Here is a 19,181-nt window from a genome sequence, read left to right as displayed (position 1 = left end):
TAAGCGAAATCTCAATTATTTAGCAAATTTCTCATATCCAAGCCGCCATTGTTACCTTAAACTGAACTTCGTGTTACACATCTGTAAAAGGGATCAAATAATGACACAGACCGTACATTTTCAAGGCAATCCAGTGACTGTTGCAGGTCAACTGCCACAAGCTGGTGATAAAGCAAAAGACTTTACTTTGGTTGCGAAAGATTTATCTGATGTTGCCCTGAGCAGCTTCATTGGCAAACGTAAAGTCCTGAATATCTTCCCAAGTATTGATACCGGCGTTTGTGCGGCATCGGTACGTAAATTCAATCAATTGGCTGGCGAACTTGAGAACACTGTCGTTCTTTGTATCTCCTCTGACCTGCCATTCGCTCAATCACGCTTTTGCGGTGCTGAAGGCCTGAGCAACGTAACGACCTTATCAACGCTGCGTGGCGCCGATTTCAAACAAGCTTATGGTGTGGCCATTACCGAAGGCCCATTGGCTGGTTTGACTGCGCGTGCTGTGGTGGTTCTGGATGGGCAAGATAACGTTATCTACAGTGAACTGGTTAACGAAATCACCACTGAACCAAACTATGATGCCGCCCTGGCAGCATTGAAGTAACTGGTTAACTTGGGTTTAACTAAACCGGAGCATTAACTCAAAACGGCTGGCCCATCTGGGTACAGCCGTTTTTTAATACAATCCGTTTTTAATACAATCCGTTTTTAATACAATCCATTTATAGCAACGTATTGCTCTGTTGCTTACTCTTCTTCGCTGTTATCACTGACTGGCCGCTTACTGCTTAAACCATATTCGCGCAACTTGTTGGCAATCGCGGTATGCGAGACGCCAAGGCGCTTGGCCAATTTACGTGTACTGGGATAATTACGATAAAGACGGGTCAGCACTGAGCGTTCAAAGCGTTTGCTGATGTCATCAAGCGAACCATCAAGCACTTCGTCCCCCAGTACGGCTTCAACTTCGAACTCCGGCAAGATAATGTCCTGGGGCCGTAGTTCGAAACCGTCCAATTGGGTCAGAGCGCGATAAATGGCATTTTTCAACTGCCGTACATTGCCGGGCCAACCATAATTAGTCAGAAAACTGCTCAGTTCAGGAGCCAACTTCGGCCGTGGCACGCCTTGTTCGTCCGAAAAGCGGGCAACGAACAATTCGGTCAGTGGCATGATATCAGCCTGACGCTCACGCAATGGTGGCAAGGTGATAGTCAGCACATTAAGGCGATAATAGAGATCTTCACGAAACTCACCACGCTGAACCAACTCCACCAGGTTCTTTTGCGTGGCGCAAATAACCCGAACATCGACATGCACTTCATGTTCTTCCCCGACACGGCGGAAGGTACCATCGTTTAGGAATCGCAACAGTTTGATTTGCATGCGTGGCGACATTTCGCCGATTTCATCCAGTAGCACCGAGCCACCATTCGCCTGCTCAAAGAAGCCTTTTTTACCTTCGATGGCATTCGGGTAAGCCCCGGCTGCATAGCCGAATAGCTCGCTTTCTACCACATCGTCCGGCATTGAAGCACAATTAAGGCCAAGGAAAGGCATTTTCCCGCGCGGGCTACGCAAGTGACAGGCGTGAGCCAAGAGATCTTTACCAGTACCGGTATCACCGACCAATAGCAAGGGGGCATCCAGCATCGCCAATTTACGGGCTTGCTCAAGCACTTGGCGCATCTTAACGCTGGTGGCAACAATCTTTTTAAATTCAGTATCATCGTTAACTGATAAGATTTGTAACTGTTTACCCATGCGCGCCGTGGATTTTAACATCACCACTGCACCCACTGTTTGGTTCTGCTGATGCTCGTCTTCAAGCTCGATGGGGGTTATCTCCATCAGGTAATCCTGATTGTTGATCAACACCCGTTCGGTATGAGGCGCGGTTTCCCCCCCTTCAAACCAACGGGCAAAGTTATATCCCCCGAGCAGGCTGCCGGCAGTTTTGTGGCGAATACGCTCCTCATGAAGGGAGAAAAGCTCACGGGCCGCAGGGTTAGCTAACTCAAGATTACCTCTTAAATCAATGGAGAATACCGGTTCTGGCATCGATTCAAGTAACGCTCGCAGCGCGCGGTGTTCACGTTCTGATGGCATAAAGGAGACGGTTCGAACGTCTGTTACCCCCTCGATACGTCGAATATCCATCATTAAAGCACTGAATACACTGAAATCCAGTTGAGAAAAGTTCAGGTAAATACGCCCTATCGGATCAATTTCGATCCCCCGTAAATCAATGCTGCGTAAAACCAAGAGATCAAGTAACTCTCTGGTGAGACCGAGTCGGTCTTCACAAAAAACTTCCAAGCGCATCAGTATCGACCTTATATAGTGCAGGTGCGGAGTCTCTGCTTATGATAATACCCTGTCCCCCCTTGCTGATGAAGCAGTCTGTCAGCAAAAGTTGACAGGAATCGGGTTTTTGCTGATTTTTTTCCCGACCAATACTAGCAAGGTAAGATTTTCAGCGCCTGTGCGCCATACATCTAGCGAGTTATTAGTTTTTATAAGAATAATTCAGAATAATATAATGCCTGACTGTATCAGTCCCTTCGTCAAGGTGAGGTGACACTTTGCATTCCATCGGCCAACTGGCTATAGTAGAGGTAGCCATATGACCGAGGAGGTTACATGAGAGCTTATCAGCCTACCCCCACAACCAAGGCAGGGGCGCTCTGGCGTGAAATTGGTTTGCCGGCCAGTCGTGGCACGGTATTGGTGGATAGCATCAAATTGGGTTTTTCTGTCGATGTCATCGATAGCATCCATCTCTGGGCGTCCATACCTAAATCTGAAGTATTGCGTGCTACCGGTATTCCCAGCCGTAGTCTAACCCGCAGACGCACCCATGATGGCCGTTTCACACCGGAAGAAAGCGAGCGAATTGCGCGTTTCGTGCGAGTAATGGATGCCGCCGTTGATCTATTTGGTGGTGATAAAGGCAAAGCCATCGTCTGGATGTCGACGCCAATTAAGGGGCTTGGGCATCGCAGCCCTGACTCACTGCTGGAGACCGAAACCGGCGCACTAGAAATCTGTGATTTAATTGGCCGGCTGGAACACGGTGTATTTTCATAGCTGAGTGCCAGGAAGGATAAAAGTTGTATAGGGAAGATGACATGGATAAGTTCACAATTACTAGCAACCCGACGGGGCAATACTTATGATGCTCTATCGCATTGTGATGCGCCGTTATCTTGCTTCAACCTGGACCGGCTATGGCGCTGAAATCTATGGCGGCCGCTGGAATCATAAAGGCCACGCTGCCATCTATTTAGCCAGTAGTGTGTCACTGGCAATGCTGGAAACACTGGTGCATATTCAAGACAGCTCAACACTCTGTGAGTTTGAATTATTTCAAATTGAGATTGATGATAGCAATATCATGCTGTTACAGCCACAGGATTGGCCCATTGACTGGCGTAACGACCCCGCACCTGTCGCTACGATGGATATCGGCACCGAGTGGTTGGCATCAGAATCATCAATTGGATTACTGGTCCCGTCCACACTGGTGCCATCAGAACACAATATGCTGGTCAACCCACGCCACAAAGATTTTCAGACCTGTTTGAGTACCGCTAAAACACTCTCCTTCGCCTTCGATCCGCGATTGAAATAGCCAACCGGCTATGGCTTAGCTTGGTCTTTTTTCGGCAGCGTATTTTTCAATTGGCTAATCAACTGGCGGCGAAAATCTCCCAGTTTAGGTTTATCACCATCCAGCCATGGCAACGGGCGACATAGCTCCATCGCTTTGATACCCAGTCGGGCGGTCAGTAGCCCCGCCCCGATCCCTTGCGCCGCACGAGCCGATAAACGCGCGGCCAAATCCTGTGACAACCAGTCCATACCCACTTCTCGTACCAATTCGGAAGCCCCGGCAAAAGCAATGTTCAGTAACACTAAGCGGAATAACCGAATTCGGCTGAAATATCCCAATTCGATACCATACAAAGCAGCAATACGATTAATCAGACGAATATTACGCCAGGCGATAAAGGCCATATCCACCAACGCCAGAGGACTGACCGCAATCATTAATGCTGATTCAGCAGCGTAGCGGCTAATTTCTGCCCGTGCCTGATTATCCAGTGCTGGCTGTACCAGTTTGGCATATAACTCAACCACTTCTCGATCGTTATGCGTCTCATGCAAGGACGCCTGCCAACGTTGCAGTGCCGGATGCCCTTGATCCAGTCCGGCCTGACGCGCCAGTTTTTCACAAAAGGTGCGCCCTTGCCCGATACCGTGACTCACCAAGAGTTCACGGGCGATATCTCGCTCTTGTGCCCGCTGGCGTAAACGGTATAAGCGCCGCCACTCGGTCAACACCGAACCAACTCCGGCCACCACAATCAGCCCACCGGCAGTCGTTGCCCCCAGTGCTATCCAATCCTGCTGCTGCCAAGCCTGATTAACCCATTGCACTGACTGGGCAATTACACTGACACCAAAGAGTGCCAGTCCGGCCGTCACCATTTTGCGCCACAGACTGCGTTTGGGTTTCAGCGCAGCATTCACCAACCCTTCCACCCGCCCTTCTTCATCTTCAGCGTCTAGTTCAGGTGCCGCAGGGTAGAAGTTCTCCGCGGTTTGTTGATCAAAAGCCTGTGCTGCTTTTAATACTGGCTCATCAAGAGGCTGCAAAGGCTGTTCAAAATCTATCCGTGGTTTCAACGGCTCACTCATCGCAACTTATCTCCCAATAAGAACTCCATCACTGCATCCAGCCGAATATGGGGCAATGGGCTATCAACATTCACCGCTTGTGGACGAAATTCATCAAAATGAAAACCCTGTTGCTGCCAGAATGCCGGACCAGGCAAACGCGCCGGGACATCCCCCGGGAATACCGTCAGCGGTACACCATCCAGTAGGCGATGGCCACGCAATGCAGGGATTTTTTGCCCCTGATGTTCGACTATGCCACTTTCTGTCGCCTGTACCGATGCTAGCCCAACACAATCCATACTGATCCCTTCGAAAGCAGCATTTTGCCAGGCTTCCTGCACCAATTGCTGGAGTAACGATACTAGATTCGCGTGTTGATCCGCCGTCACGTGATCCGCTTTAGTCGCCGCAAACATCAGCTTATCGATACACGGCGAGAATAAGCGACGGAATAACGTTCGTTTTCCGTAATGGAAACTCTGCATTAATTGTGTCAGAGCCAGGCGCATATCGTTGAATGCCTGCGGCCCGCTGTTCAAAGGTTGCAAACAATCCACCAGCACAATTTGTCGATCAAATCGGACAAAATGTTCTTTATAAAAACCTTTCACCACCGAGTTGCAGTAATAGCTAAAACGGGTGCGTAACATACCCAAATTGGAATGTTTATCCGCCTGCGCCAGCCGTGATTCACTCAGTTCATTCACCTCCGGCCACGGGAAAAACTGTAGTGCAGGCGCACCAGCCATATCACCAGGCAGGACAAACCGCCCGGGTTGAATGAAATGCAGGCCTTCATTCTTGCAGCGAATAAGATAATCGGTATAGGCCTGTGCAATGGCCGCTAGCTGGTTTTCGTCTGCCGGTGCTAACGGATCACACTGCTGACACAATGTTAGCCAAGGTTTGGCCCACTGTGCGCGATCCCCTTGTAGTAGACCAGCCATCTGGCGGGACCAGCTTAAATAGTCCTGTTCCAACATAGGCAGGTCCAGTAACCATTCACCGGGGTAATCGACAATCTCCAAATAAAGTGTCGATGTCTCTTTAAAGTGGCGCAAAAGCGAATCACCAGAACGAAAGCGCAATGCTAAGCGAATTTCACTGACGCCACGGGTTGGGGTTGGCCAGTTTGGCGGTGTGCCATATAAAGACGCCAATCCTTCATCATAGGTAAAACGTTGAATACCCAAATCACGCTGCGGTACCCGTTTTACACCCAGTAGCCGCTCTTCGCGCACAGCCGAAAACAGCGGTAAACGTGCACCGCTGTGGACATGAAGTAATTGATTCACTAACGAAGTAATAAAGGCAGTTTTCCCGCTGCGGCTCAAGCCGGTTACCGCTAATCGCAGATGGCGATCCATCCCACGATTAACCAAAGACGTGATCTCATTTTGCAGTCGTTTCATGCTTCTCCTTGGCAAATTGGCCAGCAGCTGCCTGCATTGCGCGTTTTAACATTGGCTCGAGCAGCATCAGCAGCAACCAACGCAGGGGCTTGCGACTCACACTCTTTACTATCAAGCCAGCCGCACTGGCTGGGCCATAGGCCAATGCAACAGTAAAGATAATTTTAACCAGTGACGTTAATACTACACCTGCACGTGAACGGGCGGGATTATTGTTCATCTTTTGCCCTCCGGCAGGCTGTATGGATAGGTAAGTAACATCTATGGGCAACATTCCCGGCTGCAATAATTGGTAACACTACAACTGGCGAAAACGGCTCTGGACACCAAAAGTCTCAGAGGTGACATAGCGCTCTACCTGGCGCAAACGCTGTTCCCCGGCGCCCAACTCAAACTCTAGTTGATCCAGCAGCTGACGAGGCGTTGCTTCATGCTGCCCATTAAAACTGGCTGCGGGGACCGGTTCCAGTATAAAAGTCAGTACGATATAGGCCGCGATAGTGAAAACAAACAAACCAAAGAACAGAGATAACACCACCATCACCCGAATCAATCGTACTGGAATATCAAAATAGTGGGCCAGACCAGCACACACCCCTTTGATCATGCCCTCTTCTGGCACCCGGTACAGTTTTTTGCCACTTAACATATTATTTTTAAAAACATCGCCCATTATGACTGCCTCCAGTTCGGATGTTGCGCATCAAGAATTTCTTCTAATGTTTGAATCCGTTCCCGCATCCGGCGAGCATCATCAGTTAACTGTGATAGGCGCTGCATATCCTGATGACTAAGCTGAGCGCCACTTTGCTGGCGATTGCTGTAATGCAGCCATAACCAAATAGGTGCGACAAACAGTACAAAAATGGTCAGTGGTATGGCAAGAAACAGGATACTCATTCGTTCCCCTTAATCATCTGGCGGGTATCCGCATTTAAATTATGGCAGGCCGCTTTATTGCTTACGGCCCGCTCGATATATTTTCGCCACTAAAGCGATAAAACAGAGCAAAAGATAGGGCTTACGCAAATGGATCAAGACCATTACTCAGCCGAATTCATTTTCGCTTTCAGTGCGGCCAACTGGTTACTGATTTCATCATCTGCTTTCAGTTCAGCAAACTGGCTTTCCAGCGACTTTTGTTTGCCGACCCCCACAGTTTCAGCCTCAGCTTCCATATGGTCAATACGCCGCTCGAATTGCTCAAAACGTGCCATAGCTTCGTCGAGTTTCCCACTATCGAGCTGGCGGCGCACATCGCGAGATGACGCAGCAGCCTGATGGCGCAGGGTCAGCGCCTGTTGTCTGGCGCGGGTTTCAGTTAGCTTACTTTCCAACTCGCTAATTTCATGTTTCATGCGGCTCAGTGTTTCTTCTACTGTGGCCACTTCACGGGTCAGTGTATCAATCAATGCAGCAACTTTTTGTTTTTCAATCAGTGCCGCGCGGGCTAAATCTTCTTTATCTTTACGCAGAGCCAGCTCGGCTTTTTCCTGCCACTCTTGCTGCTGACTTTCGCTGTGATCGATGCGACGCAACAACTGTTTTTTCTCAGCTAATGCGCGGGCAGATGTTGAACGAATTTCGACTAGTGTATCTTCCATTTCCTGAATCATCAGGCGTACTAACTTTTGTGGATCTTCCGCTTTATCCAGCAATGTATTGATGTTGGCATTCACGATATCGGCAAAGCGTGAAAAAATACCCATAATGTATGTCCTCTTTGACTTAATGGCTTTCTGAAATAGCGGCGTCTGGTTGCATCCATTCGCCTAACTCTTGTGGAATAACTATTATCAAGAGTCGTGCCAACTTTTCATTAGTTTTAATAACTTGAAAAATAACAAAAAAATATTTTCTGCTTAAATTAAGATAGAATGTAAAGTGAGTGTTTTAACCAACTATTGGCGAATTTCATCATGAGCGAGCAATTAGAAAACCTGTTAGGCGAAGCAAACTCTTTTGTTGAAGTGCTGGAGCAAGTTTCCGGGCTGGCAAAGTTGAATAAGCCGGTGTTGGTGATTGGTGAACGAGGCACCGGTAAAGAGCTGATTGCGCACCGGTTACATTATTTATCAAACCGTTGGCAGGGGCCATTCATCTCACTTAACTGTGCCGCATTGAATGAAAACTTACTTGACTCAGAATTATTTGGTCATGAAGCTGGGGCGTTTACCGGTGCGCAGAAGCGCCATCTGGGGCGTTTTGAACGAGCAGATGGGGGGACGCTCTTTTTAGACGAACTGGCCACAGCGCCTATGTTAGTGCAGGAAAAATTACTGCGTGTGATTGAGTATGGTCATCTGGAGCGCGTTGGCGGCAGTCAGCCGTTGCAAGTGGATGTCCGGCTGGTTTGTGCTACCAATGACAATTTACCCGCTTTAGCGCAGGCAGGTAAATTCCGCGCCGACCTGCTGGACCGGCTCGCCTTTGATGTAGTGCAACTACCACCGTTACGTGAACGTCAGCAAGATATCATGTTACTCGCTGAACACTTTGCCATCCAGATGTGTAGAGAGTTAGGTCTGCCGCTATTTCCCGGCTTTACGCCACAAGCTAAACAGCAACTACTGGATTATGACTGGCCGGGTAATGTGCGGGAGTTGAAAAATGTGGTGGAACGTTCAGTTTATCGCCACGGGAATAGTGACCAATCACTGGATAATATCATTATTAATCCTTTCGCACCCCGACAGCCTCGTGAAAACAAAGCGCCGCAAATGGCAGACGTTCACGTTTCTGAACTTCCTCAATTGCCTCTCGACCTAAAGCAGTGGTTGCAAAACAGTGAACAGCAAATGTTGAAACACGCTTTGGAACAGGCGCGGTTCAATCAACGCAAAGCGGCGAGTTTACTCGGGCTAACCTACCATCAGTTACGTGGCATGTTAAAGAAACATGCTATTTTAAGCGGTGATATCGGTCAGTAGAAAAGAATTAGCTTCTCATTTCGTTCAGTGCAGAGGATAATAACCGGCTGATCTGAGCGAAAAGCTAATGAACCCCCTCCAGCCCCCGTAGATATTTACCTTTAACACAGACATCGACAGGGAGATTAATTAAGTAAGCGGCTTGTGCAAAACTGGATAGCCCTTTCGCTCCATTACCATTAACTTTATCTTCTGCTATAGTTCCATACCATTTATCATCTATTTTAATATTAATCGCATTAAGCGACATATCATCCGGTCGCCACATAATAGTCGCATTATATTTTTTAATTATCTGATTATAAATCATCATGCTGTTATCAGCATCACATTGTGATTTTAAATCTCCAGGTTTAGTCGCCAATACCGAACTACAAAATAACACAATGGCCCCATAAATAACCACCTTCATAATATAACCTCTACATATTAGGAATATTAACTTTATAAAATAGCGATTAACTTAAACATTCTGCCATGACCTCGATAAATTGAATCTATACCCCGCTTGTGGTTCGTTGACTTCATACTGCCAAAACACGCCCTGACCATCGGTCTTATTCCCATTCTTAACATCCAGACTCGCATTATATTCAGAGTCGACGGTATTATTAAAGCATTGCGATAAGGATTCGCACTGGCACTCGATCGTGTTTGCCGATACAAAGGGTTAGGCATAAACTCATTAGCGATAACTTTGCCCTGACGCAACAGGTATGAAGTTGCTGACATAATTTGTTCTCCTAAAATTCTGCTATGCGCCATCCATTCCGATAAGAACGGCGAATAGCGAAAAATATGGTGAAGCTCCTGTTGCATACCACTCGCCCCCACGCGTAATATAAAATTCAATGTATAATCTGCGCTATACATATTACTATCAGCCCTTATCTGATAAAGATAAACCAGTGCATCACTGCCTATTGTCGTTTGTGTTTTTTTCAAAACTCTCTCTAAATAATTATAAGCAAATATTTTATCGGCTGTAGTGGAAATAAATATACTATCCGCTGATGTGGCATGGTCACCACGGCAACTTCTGCCACTAAGGTGTTCTACTACAGAATCATTATCACCTAAAGAGTGAAAACCCTGACTGAATATCTCTTGATAATCGCGGGTATCAACACGCCAAACAATATCCGGCGGTTTAGCCCAACCACTCATACTTATTATATAAGAAATAAACAATAAAACCATTAATTGACATCGTTTCATAACGCCACCAGACTATATAAATACAGTTTCAGCACTAATATTTTTCATTTATTAATATAGCAATGGATGTATTGATTTCATAATACAAAAAAACTGAGTGCACACAGGATAAATATCATTATCATTTATAATTAAATCGTGATCGAACGTCAGTACACATAACATATGAAAGGACCAGGCGACGCCAGGCAAAAAAAAAGCCAGCACCCGAGCTGGCTTAAAAAACACTGGAAGCAATGTGAGCAATGTCGTGCTTTCCTGTCTAAAACCAGAAGCTACTGGCCTTATCTCGAAGAGCAAAATGATGATAATGGTTATCAATATCACTTGCAAACACTTTGTTGAGAATTTTTCTCATTCCCGCACTGATTATGATGGAATTATACTCAATTACAGCATCGAACACCGCCGCCGCCGCCCATTGCTCTCACTACATCCTCGCGTATAAACAACAATTTGCTGTTTATTCACCTCGATTGCTGCAACAACCAGCAGACAGTGCAGTTGTTTTACTCAATGGATTGGGGGGAGTGTCAGATTACGGTACACTAAGAGTATTGCTTACTTACTGCGAAGCGTTTATGCGTGCTTTACTTATTTGCTTGCTGTCGTTGTCTTGCCTTGCGACATCAGCGCTGGCGCAACCCGCCCCGGCCCCTCAACCCGCTCAACCGCTGCCGGATATCCGCCAACGTGGCTTCGTCTATTGTGTCAGCGGGATACTCAATACCTTTAATCCGCAGATGGCCAGTAGCGGATTGACCATCGATACCCTGGCAGCACAACTTTACGACCGCCTGCTGGACGTTGACCCGTATACCTACCGTTTAATCCCTGAACTAGCTGAAAGTTGGCAAGTGCTGGATAACGGCGCGACATATCGTTTTCATTTACGTAAAGACGTCCCCTTCCAGACCACCGATTGGTTTACCCCAACCCGGATGATGAACGCAGATGATGTGATATTCAGCTTTCAGCGGGTATTTGACTCACAACACCCCTACCACCATGTCAATGGTGGCGAGTATCCTTACTTCGACAGTTTACAATTTGCCGACGCAGTGCAAAGTGTCAAAAAACTGGATGATTATACGGTTGAATTTAAGCTGAAGGCTCCAGATGCCTCCTTCCTTTGGCATCTGGCTACCCATTATGCACCAGTACTCTCTGCCGAGTACGCCGACGTGTTGACCCAAAAAGGCCGACAAGAGCAGATCGATCGTGAGCCTGTGGGGACCGGTCCCTTCTTGTTGAACGAATATCGCTCCGGGCAATACATTCGTCTGTTCCGTAACAGTGATTATTGGAAAGGTTTACCGCGCATGCCGCAGGTGGTTATCGATCTGGGTGCGGGTGGTACTGGCCGCTTATCCAAACTACTGACCGGCGAGTGTGATGTGTTGGCCTATCCAGCAGCCAGCCAATTATCCATTTTACGAGATGACCCTCGCCTGCGTCTGACACTGCGCCCAGGGATGAATGTAGCTTATTTGGCATTCAACACCCGTAAGCCACCACTCAACGATCAGCGGGTGCGGCAGGCGATCGCATTATCGATTAACAACCAGCGATTAATGCAGTCAATCTATTACGGTACCGCTGAGACCGCAGCGTCTATTTTACCTCGTGCATCATGGGCATATGACAATCAGGCCCAGGTAACCGAATATAATCCAGAAAAAGCTAAAGAGATTCTAAAACAGCTTGGATTGACTAATTTACAATTCAATCTATGGGTGCCGACCGCCTCGCAATCTTATAATCCCAGCCCATTAAAAACGGCGGAACTGATTCAGGCTGATTTGGCTCAGGTGGGGATTACGGTCAATATAGTGCCGGTCGAAGGCCGATTCCAAGAGGCGCGGCTGATGGAGATGAATCACGACCTGACGCTGACGGGGTGGTCGACAGACAGTAATGACCCAGACAGTTTCTTCCGCCCGCTATTAAGCTGTGCGGCAATTCGTTCGCAAACAAACTATGCTCATTGGTGTGATCCGGCGTTTGATGAATTGCTACAAAAAGCATTACGTTCCCAGCAATTATCCGCGCGTATTGAATATTATCAGCAAGCTCAGCGTATTTTGGAGCAACAATTGCCACTGTTGCCATTAGCATCTTCATTACGGTTACAGGCATACCGTTATGATATTAAAGGTTTGGTATTAAGCCCGTTTGGCAATTCTTCTTTTGCTGGCGTGTTCCGTGAGAGCAATGAGGGCAAAAAACCATGATTATCTTCACCTTACGCCGCTTATTACTATTAGTGATAACGTTGTTTATGTTGTCACTGGTCAGTTTTAGCCTGAGCTACTTTACCCCTCATGCGCCGTTAAATGGCGCATCCTTAATGGATGCTTACCGCTTCTATTTCAATAGCCTGTTTCAGTGGGACTTCGGGGTTTCTAGCATCAATGGTCAACCTATTAGCGAGCAATTGCGTGAAGCCTTCCCCGCCACCATGGAATTATGTGTACTGGCCTTTACACTAGCCCTATTTGTTGGTATTCCGCTGGGGATTATTGCCGGTGTGATGCGCGGGAAATGGGCTGATATCGCCATCAGTTCTGTCGCATTACTTGGTTTCTCAATTCCTGTATTCTGGTTGGCGCTGCTGTTGATGTTGTTCTTTTCACTGCATTTAGGTTGGCTGCCGGTTTCTGGCCGGTTTGACCTGTTATATCAAGTGAAACCGGTCACTGGTTTGGCTCTGGTCGATGCATGGCTATCACCTTCGCCGTATCGCAAAGAGATGATGCTCAGCGCTGTGCAGCATATGATCCTGCCAATCACCGCATTGGCGGTGGCCCCAACGACCGAAGTCATTCGCCTTATGCGCACCAGTACCGATGATGTTATTGGGCAAAACTACATTAAAGCCGCCGCCACTCGCGGCCTATCACGCTTTACCATTATTCGCCGCCATGTGCTGCATAATGCATTGCCGCCCATCATTCCAAAACTGGGGTTACAGTTTTCCACCATGCTGACGTTAGCGATGATAACCGAAGTGGTGTTTAACTGGCCGGGATTGGGCCGTTGGTTGATAAACGCCATTCGCCAGCAGGATTACGCCGCCATTTCTGCGGGGGTAATGGTGGTCGGGTCGTTGGTTATCGTCATTAACGTCCTGTCAGATATTCTGGGTGCAATGATGACACCGCTAAAGCATAAGGAATGGTATGCCCTTCGATAATGTCTACCGTGAGAAGAAAATGCCCAGCCCGTTGCTGTATACCTGGCGGCTTTTTTATGGCGATGCCTTGGCAATGGTGGGCTTCTACGGCGTACTCGCCCTCTTGGTGCTTTGTGTGTTGGGCAATACACTGGCACCCTATGCCCTTGACCAACAGTTTTTGGGCTACCAACTGCTCCCGCCTTCCTGGTCGCGCTATGGCAACGTTTCGTTCTTCCTTGGCACTGATGATCTCGGCCGCGATATTTTAAGCCGATTATTGGCAGGAACCGCATCGACTTATGGCTCGGCACTGTTAGTCACACTGGCTGCGGCGCTGTGTGGCGTGATCCTTGGTGTATTTGCCGGTATCACTCACGGCTTTCGCTCCGCTATTCTTAATCATGTACTGGATACCCTGCTCTCTATTCCGTCGCTGCTGCTGGCCATCATTGTGGTCGCCTTTGTCGGGCCGAGTTTAGAACATGCCATGTTCGCGGTTTGGCTGGCACTGCTACCCCGAATGGTACGAACCATTTATAGCGCCGTACATGATGAGTTGGATAAAGAATATGTTATTGCCGCCCGTTTAGATGGCGCGTCTACCCCTCATATTCTGGCTTATGCTATTTTCCCCAATATTGCCGCTATTTTGGTCACTGAATTTACCCGGGCACTATCAATGGCAATTTTGGATATTGCTGCGTTGGGTTTTTTGGATTTAGGCGCACAATTGCCCTCACCGGAATGGGGAGCGATGCTGGGGGACTCACTTGATTTAGTCTATGTCGCCCCGTGGACCGTGATGTTGCCGGGTGGCGCGATTTTAGTCAGCGTACTGCTAGTTAACCTGTTGGGTGACGGCATGCGCCGGGCAATTAATGCGGGGGTGGAATAATGCCGTTACTTGATATTCGTAACCTCACCATTGAATTTATGACCTCTGAAGGGATGGTCAAAGCGGTTGATCGCATCAGTATTACCCTGACTGAGGGTGAAGTTCGTGGTCTGGTGGGTGAATCCGGTTCAGGTAAAAGTTTAATCGCCAAAGCTATCTGTGGGGTCAGTAAAGATAACTGGCGCATTACCGCTGACCGTTTTCGCTTTGACGACATCGATCTGTTGCAATTGACCCCACGCGAACGACGCAAGGTGATCGGCCATAATATCTCGATGATTTTTCAGGAACCGCAATCCTGTCTGGATCCCTCAGAAAATATTGGTCAGCAATTGATACAAGCGATACCGGGCTGGACCTATAAAGGTCGCTGGTGGCAACGTTTTCATTGGCGCAAACGGCGGGCAATTGAGTTGCTGCACCGTGTAGGGATTAAAGACCACACAGATATTATGTGCAGTTATCCCTATGAGCTGACTGAAGGTGAATGCCAAAAGGTGATGATTGCCATTGCACTGGCTAATCAACCTCGGCTGCTTATCGCCGATGAACCTACCAATGCCATGGAACCCACCACTCAGGCACAAATTTTCCGTCTGCTGGCGCGACTTAATCAGAATAACAACACCACTATTTTGCTGATAAGCCATGACTTGCAGATGATGAGTAAATGGGCGAATCGGGTTAACGTGCTGTATTGCGGCCAAACTGTGGAAAGTGCCGTTTGCGAAGACCTGCTGGCCGCCCCCCACCACCCTTATACTCAAGCGCTGATCCGTGCCATGCCCGATTTTGGCCGCTCCCTGCCACATAAAAGTCGCTTAAATACCTTGCCTGGGGCTATTCCATCACTGGAGCATTTGCCCGTTGGCTGTCGTCTTGGGCCTCGCTGCCCTTATGCGCAAAAAACCTGTATTGAAACACCGCGCTTGCGGCTGGTAAAAAACCACGCCTTTGCCTGCCACTTCCCCTTAAATCTGGAGGAGCAATAATGGCAGAGACTCTGCTCGAAGTCCGTAATCTGAGCAAAACCTTCCGCTACCGCACCGGGTTATTTCGTCGTCAGCACGTAGAAGCGGTCAAATCGGTCAGTTTTACTTTACGCGAAGGCCAAACCCTGGCGGTGATTGGTGAGAACGGTTCCGGTAAATCCACCTTGGCAAAAATGCTGTCGGGCATGATTGAACCAACGGATGGTGAATTGCTGATTGACGATCATCGCCTGTCCTACGGTGATTATGCTTACCGCAGCCAACGTATCCGTATGATTTTTCAGGATCCGAGCACCTCACTTAACCCGCGTCAGCGCATCGGCCAGTTGTTGGATGCGCCACTGAAATTGAACACTGATTTAGACGCGGTGGCTCGTGAGCAACGAATCTATCAGACCTTGCGGCAAGTGGGATTACTGCCCGATCACGCTAACTATTATCCGCATATGTTGGCGTCCGGCCAGAAGCAGCGTATCGCACTGGCACGGGCACTTATCCTGCAACCTAAAGTGATTGTTGCCGATGAAGCACTGGCGTCTTTGGATATGTCCATGCGCTCACAGATTATTAATCTGATGCTGGAATTACAGGAAAAACATGGCATATCTTATATTTATGTCACCCAGCACTTAGGCATGATGAAACATATCAGCGATCAGGTGATTGTGATGCATGAAGGAGAAGTGGTGGAGCGTGGTAGCACGGCCGAGGTGCTGGCATCCCCGCTGCACGATCTGACTAAGCGGCTGATTTCCAGCCACTTTGGTGAAGCTTTAACCGCCGATGCCTGGCGGCGGGACTCAGGCCATTTTTAGGCGGGTTTTCTGCCCTGCCATTTACCTCCACGATCACCCATTCCGCGCTCACCTCAGCGCGGATTTTTTCCTGCTTCTTTAGTCATTTATTCGCTAACGTAACAACATTTTTGTTATATATAATAATATGTTATTACTTTTAGTTATGGATTATGGTTTAACATTATTTTATCTCGCAAACTCAATCAGTAATGATATCCACTGTGTTCATTCCATAAAACAACAGGATATCTTGCCGATGTTGATACCGACTACTTTGCTATGCTCCCGGTCCGATACCGCACTACCTACCCTTGTCACTGATTCGCTCTCGGTTTATAGCCAAACGGTGCTTACAACCTCTTTATCGTTAACCTGGGCGCGTTGCTGTCCCTAACGGAGGTCATCATGGTGCAATTTCGACAACAGGATAATGCCCATTGGTATCATGAAACTCAACGCAGCGGTAACCCGGAGATCTACGCCGCCCCCGTCACCGAGGAGAGTTACAGTGCTAATAGTTGTAATGGCGATAATCTGCTGACAAATGAGAACAGCATTGAACAGGGTATCTTTTTGCTTGGCTTAGCCGATACTATTCCCGCCCGATTAGATGACCCGTTACGCCAGCATGCGGCGATTTTGTCTGCCTCAGATGCAATGTATCAGGCACTTTTCCCGCTCACTGTCGAGCTGAACCGAGACCACACCTTTTCACTGTATGACCGCTTAAGTACCGCACTGACGGTGGCACAAGTTACCGGGGTTCAACGGTTGTGCAGCCATTATGCCGCCCGCCTGACGCCACTTTCCAGCCCGGACGCATCGCGGGAAAGTAATATGCGATTGACACAGATAACCCAATATGCCCGTCAACTGGCCAGTCAGCCGACATTAATTGATAAGCATGCTTTGCAACAACTCGCTGATGTAGGTTTAACCGCTACAGATATTATTGTTTTATCGCAGATTATTGGTTTTGTTAGTTATCAAGCCAGAGTAGTGGCAGCCCTTTGTGCACTCGCTGGATATCCTACGGTAATATTGCCCGGTTTTCCGCGCATGGAAGATGCTCCCGCAGGCTTGATAGCGTCATCTGTAGCGCAATGGCAAGGTTGGTTACCCTCAAAGACAATCAATGAGGTCATTTCATCTGAGCCATCGTCAGATGACGCAGAGATAACCCTCAGTGAGTTGCTACAACACCATCAGCAAAGTCTGCTCGCGTACCGCACCATTATCACCCGCCAACATTATCCTCCGTTGCTGCCACCTGATTGGCTGGCATTGGTGGCGTTGGTGACTGCGCGCATCAATGGCAGTCGCTACTGTCTGGCTATCCATAAACACCAATTGCACCAATTAACCCCTAACACCACATTGATAACGGCACTTGACGCGGGGATTGATAACGCTTTGGCGACTCAATCTGATGAGCAGATTATCCACTGGCTTATCTATGCCGCAGCCGAGTTGACTCGCGCACCAGAACGCTTTAGCCATCAACATATCAGTCCATTGTTAGCTCTGGGTGTCAGTAATCAGCAACTGGTGAGTATCATCTTCGACACCGCCGCAGCCGGATGGACCAACCGGTTAAGACAAACGCTGGGGCAAGCTGTTTGATACTCGCCCGCAATTGCGGATTGCAGTGTTTTAGTGGGTAGCCAACCACGTTTTAGCGACATCAAAAAAGTGCTGGGCCAGCGGTGTAACTCGCCCTGGTTCAGCCACCACGACAGCAGCATGCCGACTCATCTTCAAAATATCCACCGGCCGCCGTTGCAGGTCGGGTGACATATCCTCAAGTAGACTACCCTGCGGGAACAGGCCACAGCCTAAACCGACAAAGATGCCTTGTAACAACTGAAAGATAGAAGTACTTTCCAGCCGCACATGCAGCGGCAGACCGGCATCACGAAAACTGTTATCCAGATAGCGGCGGAAGTAACGGCTGGGTTCAGCCAGGCAGAGCGGCAGTTGTGCTACCTGGGCCAGTGCCAGCGGCTCAGTCCCCATCAAATCAGGGAAATGTCCGGGGTGAAACACCAGGTCAATGCCCCCGTCAACTAGCGGTTGTACCTGAAAATGCAGCTCATTCAAGGTGGTCAATTCAAAAAAACCAATGCCCACATCGACCGAGTGACCGGTTAAAGCTTCCAGTAATTGGTCAGCACTTAACACTGAAACACGGTAATCCAGATGGGGATAGCGTTCACTGGCACTTTTAAGTAATAGTGCCAACGAGATACTGCATTGTGGTACTACACCAATACGCAGCGTGCCGTTTAAACCATGTTTAAGGGACTCCACCTCTAACTTTAGCCCTTGATAGACAGAGACAATCTCTCTGGCCCAGGCTAATACGCGCTCACCTTCGGCGGTAAATCCTTCGAAATTATTACCCCGGTTTATCAGTGCCACCCCCAGTTCCCGCTCCAGGTTTTTCAGACGCATCGACAATGTTGGCTGGCTGACAAAGCTGGCCTCAGCCGCACGACCAAAATGGCGCTCGCGCTCCAGATTACAGAGATAGACCAGTTGCTTGATATCCATACAGATACTCAGATTTTCATGATTCTATCCAGTATACCATCGTCCCTTGGTGGCATGTTTTGCCGTGCTGGCCTTTTTCGTGCGAAAAATTTACACAGCTATCTGATCCAGATCCCATTTCATCTTTCAACTCAGGCATTTTACTGATTAACATTTGAACGAAATTTGGATAATTTCAGATTATTCACAATAACCACAATATTGAATTGTTTATTCACTCACATCTGACCATATAAACCACTAACCAATCAAATAGCAGAATATACCACCAAATAAAATCAGTTCAGCTTTTAATCAAAACAAAAAATCGTCAAACAGCTAAAACATAAACGTTAATACTGCATAACATTTGTAACATGGTCGCATAGCCCTGCCTGAGATATATGTAACAGAATATTGCAAAAGCCTTGTCTCGTTGACAAAGATAGTGAACATTAACCGCCGCTAAACATCTTATAACAATGCAAAAGGATGCCGGTTCGCGCATTCACTTTTGTCTCTCCCACCATTTGTGGTCGGT

General features: G+C 48.0%; 20 protein-coding genes. 10 read left to right on the top strand and 10 right to left on the bottom strand.

What is annotated here, in order from left to right:
* The first annotated feature begins 100 nt into the window (after positions 1-100).
* The gene (gene tpx / locus ACWJJO_RS10980) at positions 101-604 is read left to right on the top strand and encodes a thiol peroxidase (RefSeq protein WP_083158775.1); all 504 of its coding nucleotides are present in this window, start codon (positions 101-103) and stop codon (positions 602-604) included.
* Positions 605-747: 143 nt separating this feature from the next.
* On the opposite strand, the gene tyrR is transcribed toward tpx, so the two are convergent.
* Complete coding sequence (tyrR, locus tag ACWJJO_RS10975) at positions 748-2,325, bottom strand: transcriptional regulator TyrR (RefSeq protein ID WP_481091014.1); 1,578 nt, start codon at positions 2,323-2,325, stop codon at positions 748-750.
* Between the two features lie 318 nt (positions 2,326-2,643).
* Between tyrR and ACWJJO_RS10970 the strand changes: the two genes are divergently transcribed.
* Together ACWJJO_RS10970 and ACWJJO_RS10965 are read left to right on the top strand one after the other, a co-directional pair.
* Entirely contained in the window at positions 2,644-3,090 is a 447-nt protein-coding gene (locus tag ACWJJO_RS10970) for a DUF2384 domain-containing protein (protein ID WP_083158773.1), read from the top strand.
* A gap of 85 nt (positions 3,091-3,175) precedes the next feature.
* Positions 3,176-3,634, top strand: coding sequence for an RES family NAD+ phosphorylase (locus ACWJJO_RS10965; protein WP_481091013.1), 459 nt, complete (start codon positions 3,176-3,178; stop codon positions 3,632-3,634).
* Positions 3,635-3,642: 8 nt separating this feature from the next.
* Here ACWJJO_RS10965 and ACWJJO_RS10960 read toward each other — a convergent pair whose 3' ends face one another.
* From ACWJJO_RS10960 to pspA, 6 genes are all read right to left on the bottom strand, one after another.
* On the bottom strand, positions 3,643-4,704 hold the full coding sequence (locus tag ACWJJO_RS10960) for a YcjF family protein (protein ID WP_083158771.1): 1,062 nt from the start codon (positions 4,702-4,704) through the stop codon (positions 3,643-3,645).
* Positions 4,701-6,098, bottom strand: a complete 1,398-nt coding sequence (locus ACWJJO_RS10955; RefSeq protein WP_083158770.1) for a YcjX family GTP-binding protein — start codon at positions 6,096-6,098, stop codon at positions 4,701-4,703. The genes ACWJJO_RS10960 and ACWJJO_RS10955 overlap by 4 nt, the downstream gene beginning before the upstream one ends.
* A complete protein-coding gene (gene pspD, locus ACWJJO_RS10950; protein ID WP_083158769.1) occupies positions 6,079-6,318 on the bottom strand; it encodes a phage shock protein PspD in 240 nt (79 codons plus the stop codon). Before pspD ends, ACWJJO_RS10955 begins: the two co-directional genes overlap by 20 nt.
* 78 nt (positions 6,319-6,396) lie before the next feature.
* Entirely contained in the window at positions 6,397-6,771 is a 375-nt protein-coding gene (pspC, locus tag ACWJJO_RS10945) for an envelope stress response membrane protein PspC (protein ID WP_193784654.1), read from the bottom strand.
* A complete protein-coding gene (gene pspB, locus ACWJJO_RS10940) occupies positions 6,771-6,998 on the bottom strand; it encodes an envelope stress response membrane protein PspB (protein ID WP_032906081.1) in 228 nt (75 codons plus the stop codon). The genes pspC and pspB overlap by 1 nt, the downstream gene beginning before the upstream one ends.
* Positions 6,999-7,141: 143 nt before the next feature.
* Positions 7,142-7,807: a phage shock protein PspA gene (gene pspA, locus ACWJJO_RS10935; protein WP_083158768.1), complete on the bottom strand. Its 666-nt coding sequence runs from the start codon at positions 7,805-7,807 to the stop codon at positions 7,142-7,144.
* A 210-nt stretch (positions 7,808-8,017) separates the two neighbouring features.
* On the opposite strand from pspA, the gene pspF reads away from it, so the two are divergent.
* On the top strand, positions 8,018-9,028 hold the full coding sequence (gene pspF, locus ACWJJO_RS10930) for a phage shock protein operon transcriptional activator (RefSeq protein WP_372569218.1): 1,011 nt from the start codon (positions 8,018-8,020) through the stop codon (positions 9,026-9,028).
* Between the two features lie 64 nt (positions 9,029-9,092).
* Here the strand turns inward: pspF and ytxB are convergent, their stop codons facing one another.
* Positions 9,093-9,440: a putative AB5 enterotoxin binding subunit YtxB gene (gene ytxB, locus ACWJJO_RS10925; protein WP_083158766.1), complete on the bottom strand. Its 348-nt coding sequence runs from the start codon at positions 9,438-9,440 to the stop codon at positions 9,093-9,095.
* Positions 9,441-9,472: 32 nt separating this feature from the next.
* Entirely contained in the window at positions 9,473-10,246 is a 774-nt protein-coding gene (gene ytxA, locus ACWJJO_RS10920) for a putative AB5 enterotoxin ADP-ribosylating subunit YtxA (RefSeq protein ID WP_102970402.1), read from the bottom strand.
* A gap of 581 nt (positions 10,247-10,827) precedes the next feature.
* Here ytxA and sapA point away from each other — a divergent pair.
* The 6 genes from sapA (at position 10,828) to ACWJJO_RS10890 (ending at position 17,731) form a co-directional block, all read left to right on the top strand.
* On the top strand, positions 10,828-12,480 hold the full coding sequence (gene sapA, locus ACWJJO_RS10915; protein WP_372569884.1) for an ABC transporter substrate-binding protein SapA: 1,653 nt from the start codon (positions 10,828-10,830) through the stop codon (positions 12,478-12,480).
* The gene (gene sapB / locus ACWJJO_RS10910; protein WP_083158764.1) at positions 12,477-13,442 is read left to right on the top strand and encodes a putrescine export ABC transporter permease SapB; all 966 of its coding nucleotides are present in this window, start codon (positions 12,477-12,479) and stop codon (positions 13,440-13,442) included. Before sapA ends, sapB begins: the two co-directional genes overlap by 4 nt.
* Positions 13,429-14,319, top strand: coding sequence for a putrescine export ABC transporter permease SapC (gene sapC / locus ACWJJO_RS10905; protein ID WP_083158763.1), 891 nt, complete (start codon positions 13,429-13,431; stop codon positions 14,317-14,319). The genes sapB and sapC overlap by 14 nt, the downstream gene beginning before the upstream one ends.
* Positions 14,319-15,311, top strand: a complete 993-nt coding sequence (gene sapD, locus ACWJJO_RS10900) for a putrescine export ABC transporter ATP-binding protein SapD (RefSeq protein ID WP_481091012.1) — start codon at positions 14,319-14,321, stop codon at positions 15,309-15,311. Before sapC ends, sapD begins: the two co-directional genes overlap by 1 nt.
* Entirely contained in the window at positions 15,311-16,126 is an 816-nt protein-coding gene (gene sapF / locus ACWJJO_RS10895) for a putrescine export ABC transporter ATP-binding protein SapF (protein WP_032906086.1), read from the top strand. The genes sapD and sapF overlap by 1 nt, the downstream gene beginning before the upstream one ends.
* A gap of 387 nt (positions 16,127-16,513) precedes the next feature.
* Positions 16,514-17,731: a CMD domain-containing protein gene (locus ACWJJO_RS10890; RefSeq protein ID WP_372569221.1), complete on the top strand. Its 1,218-nt coding sequence runs from the start codon at positions 16,514-16,516 to the stop codon at positions 17,729-17,731.
* Positions 17,732-17,761: 30 nt separating this feature from the next.
* Here ACWJJO_RS10890 and ACWJJO_RS10885 read toward each other — a convergent pair whose 3' ends face one another.
* Complete coding sequence (locus ACWJJO_RS10885) at positions 17,762-18,661, bottom strand: LysR family transcriptional regulator (protein ID WP_372569222.1); 900 nt, start codon at positions 18,659-18,661, stop codon at positions 17,762-17,764.
* Positions 18,662-19,181 lie beyond the last annotated feature (520 nt).

The organism is Yersinia antarctica (genome assembly GCF_056636475.1).
The sequence above is the reverse complement of the archived record's forward strand: the minus strand, read 5'-3'. Positions and strand labels throughout refer to the sequence as shown.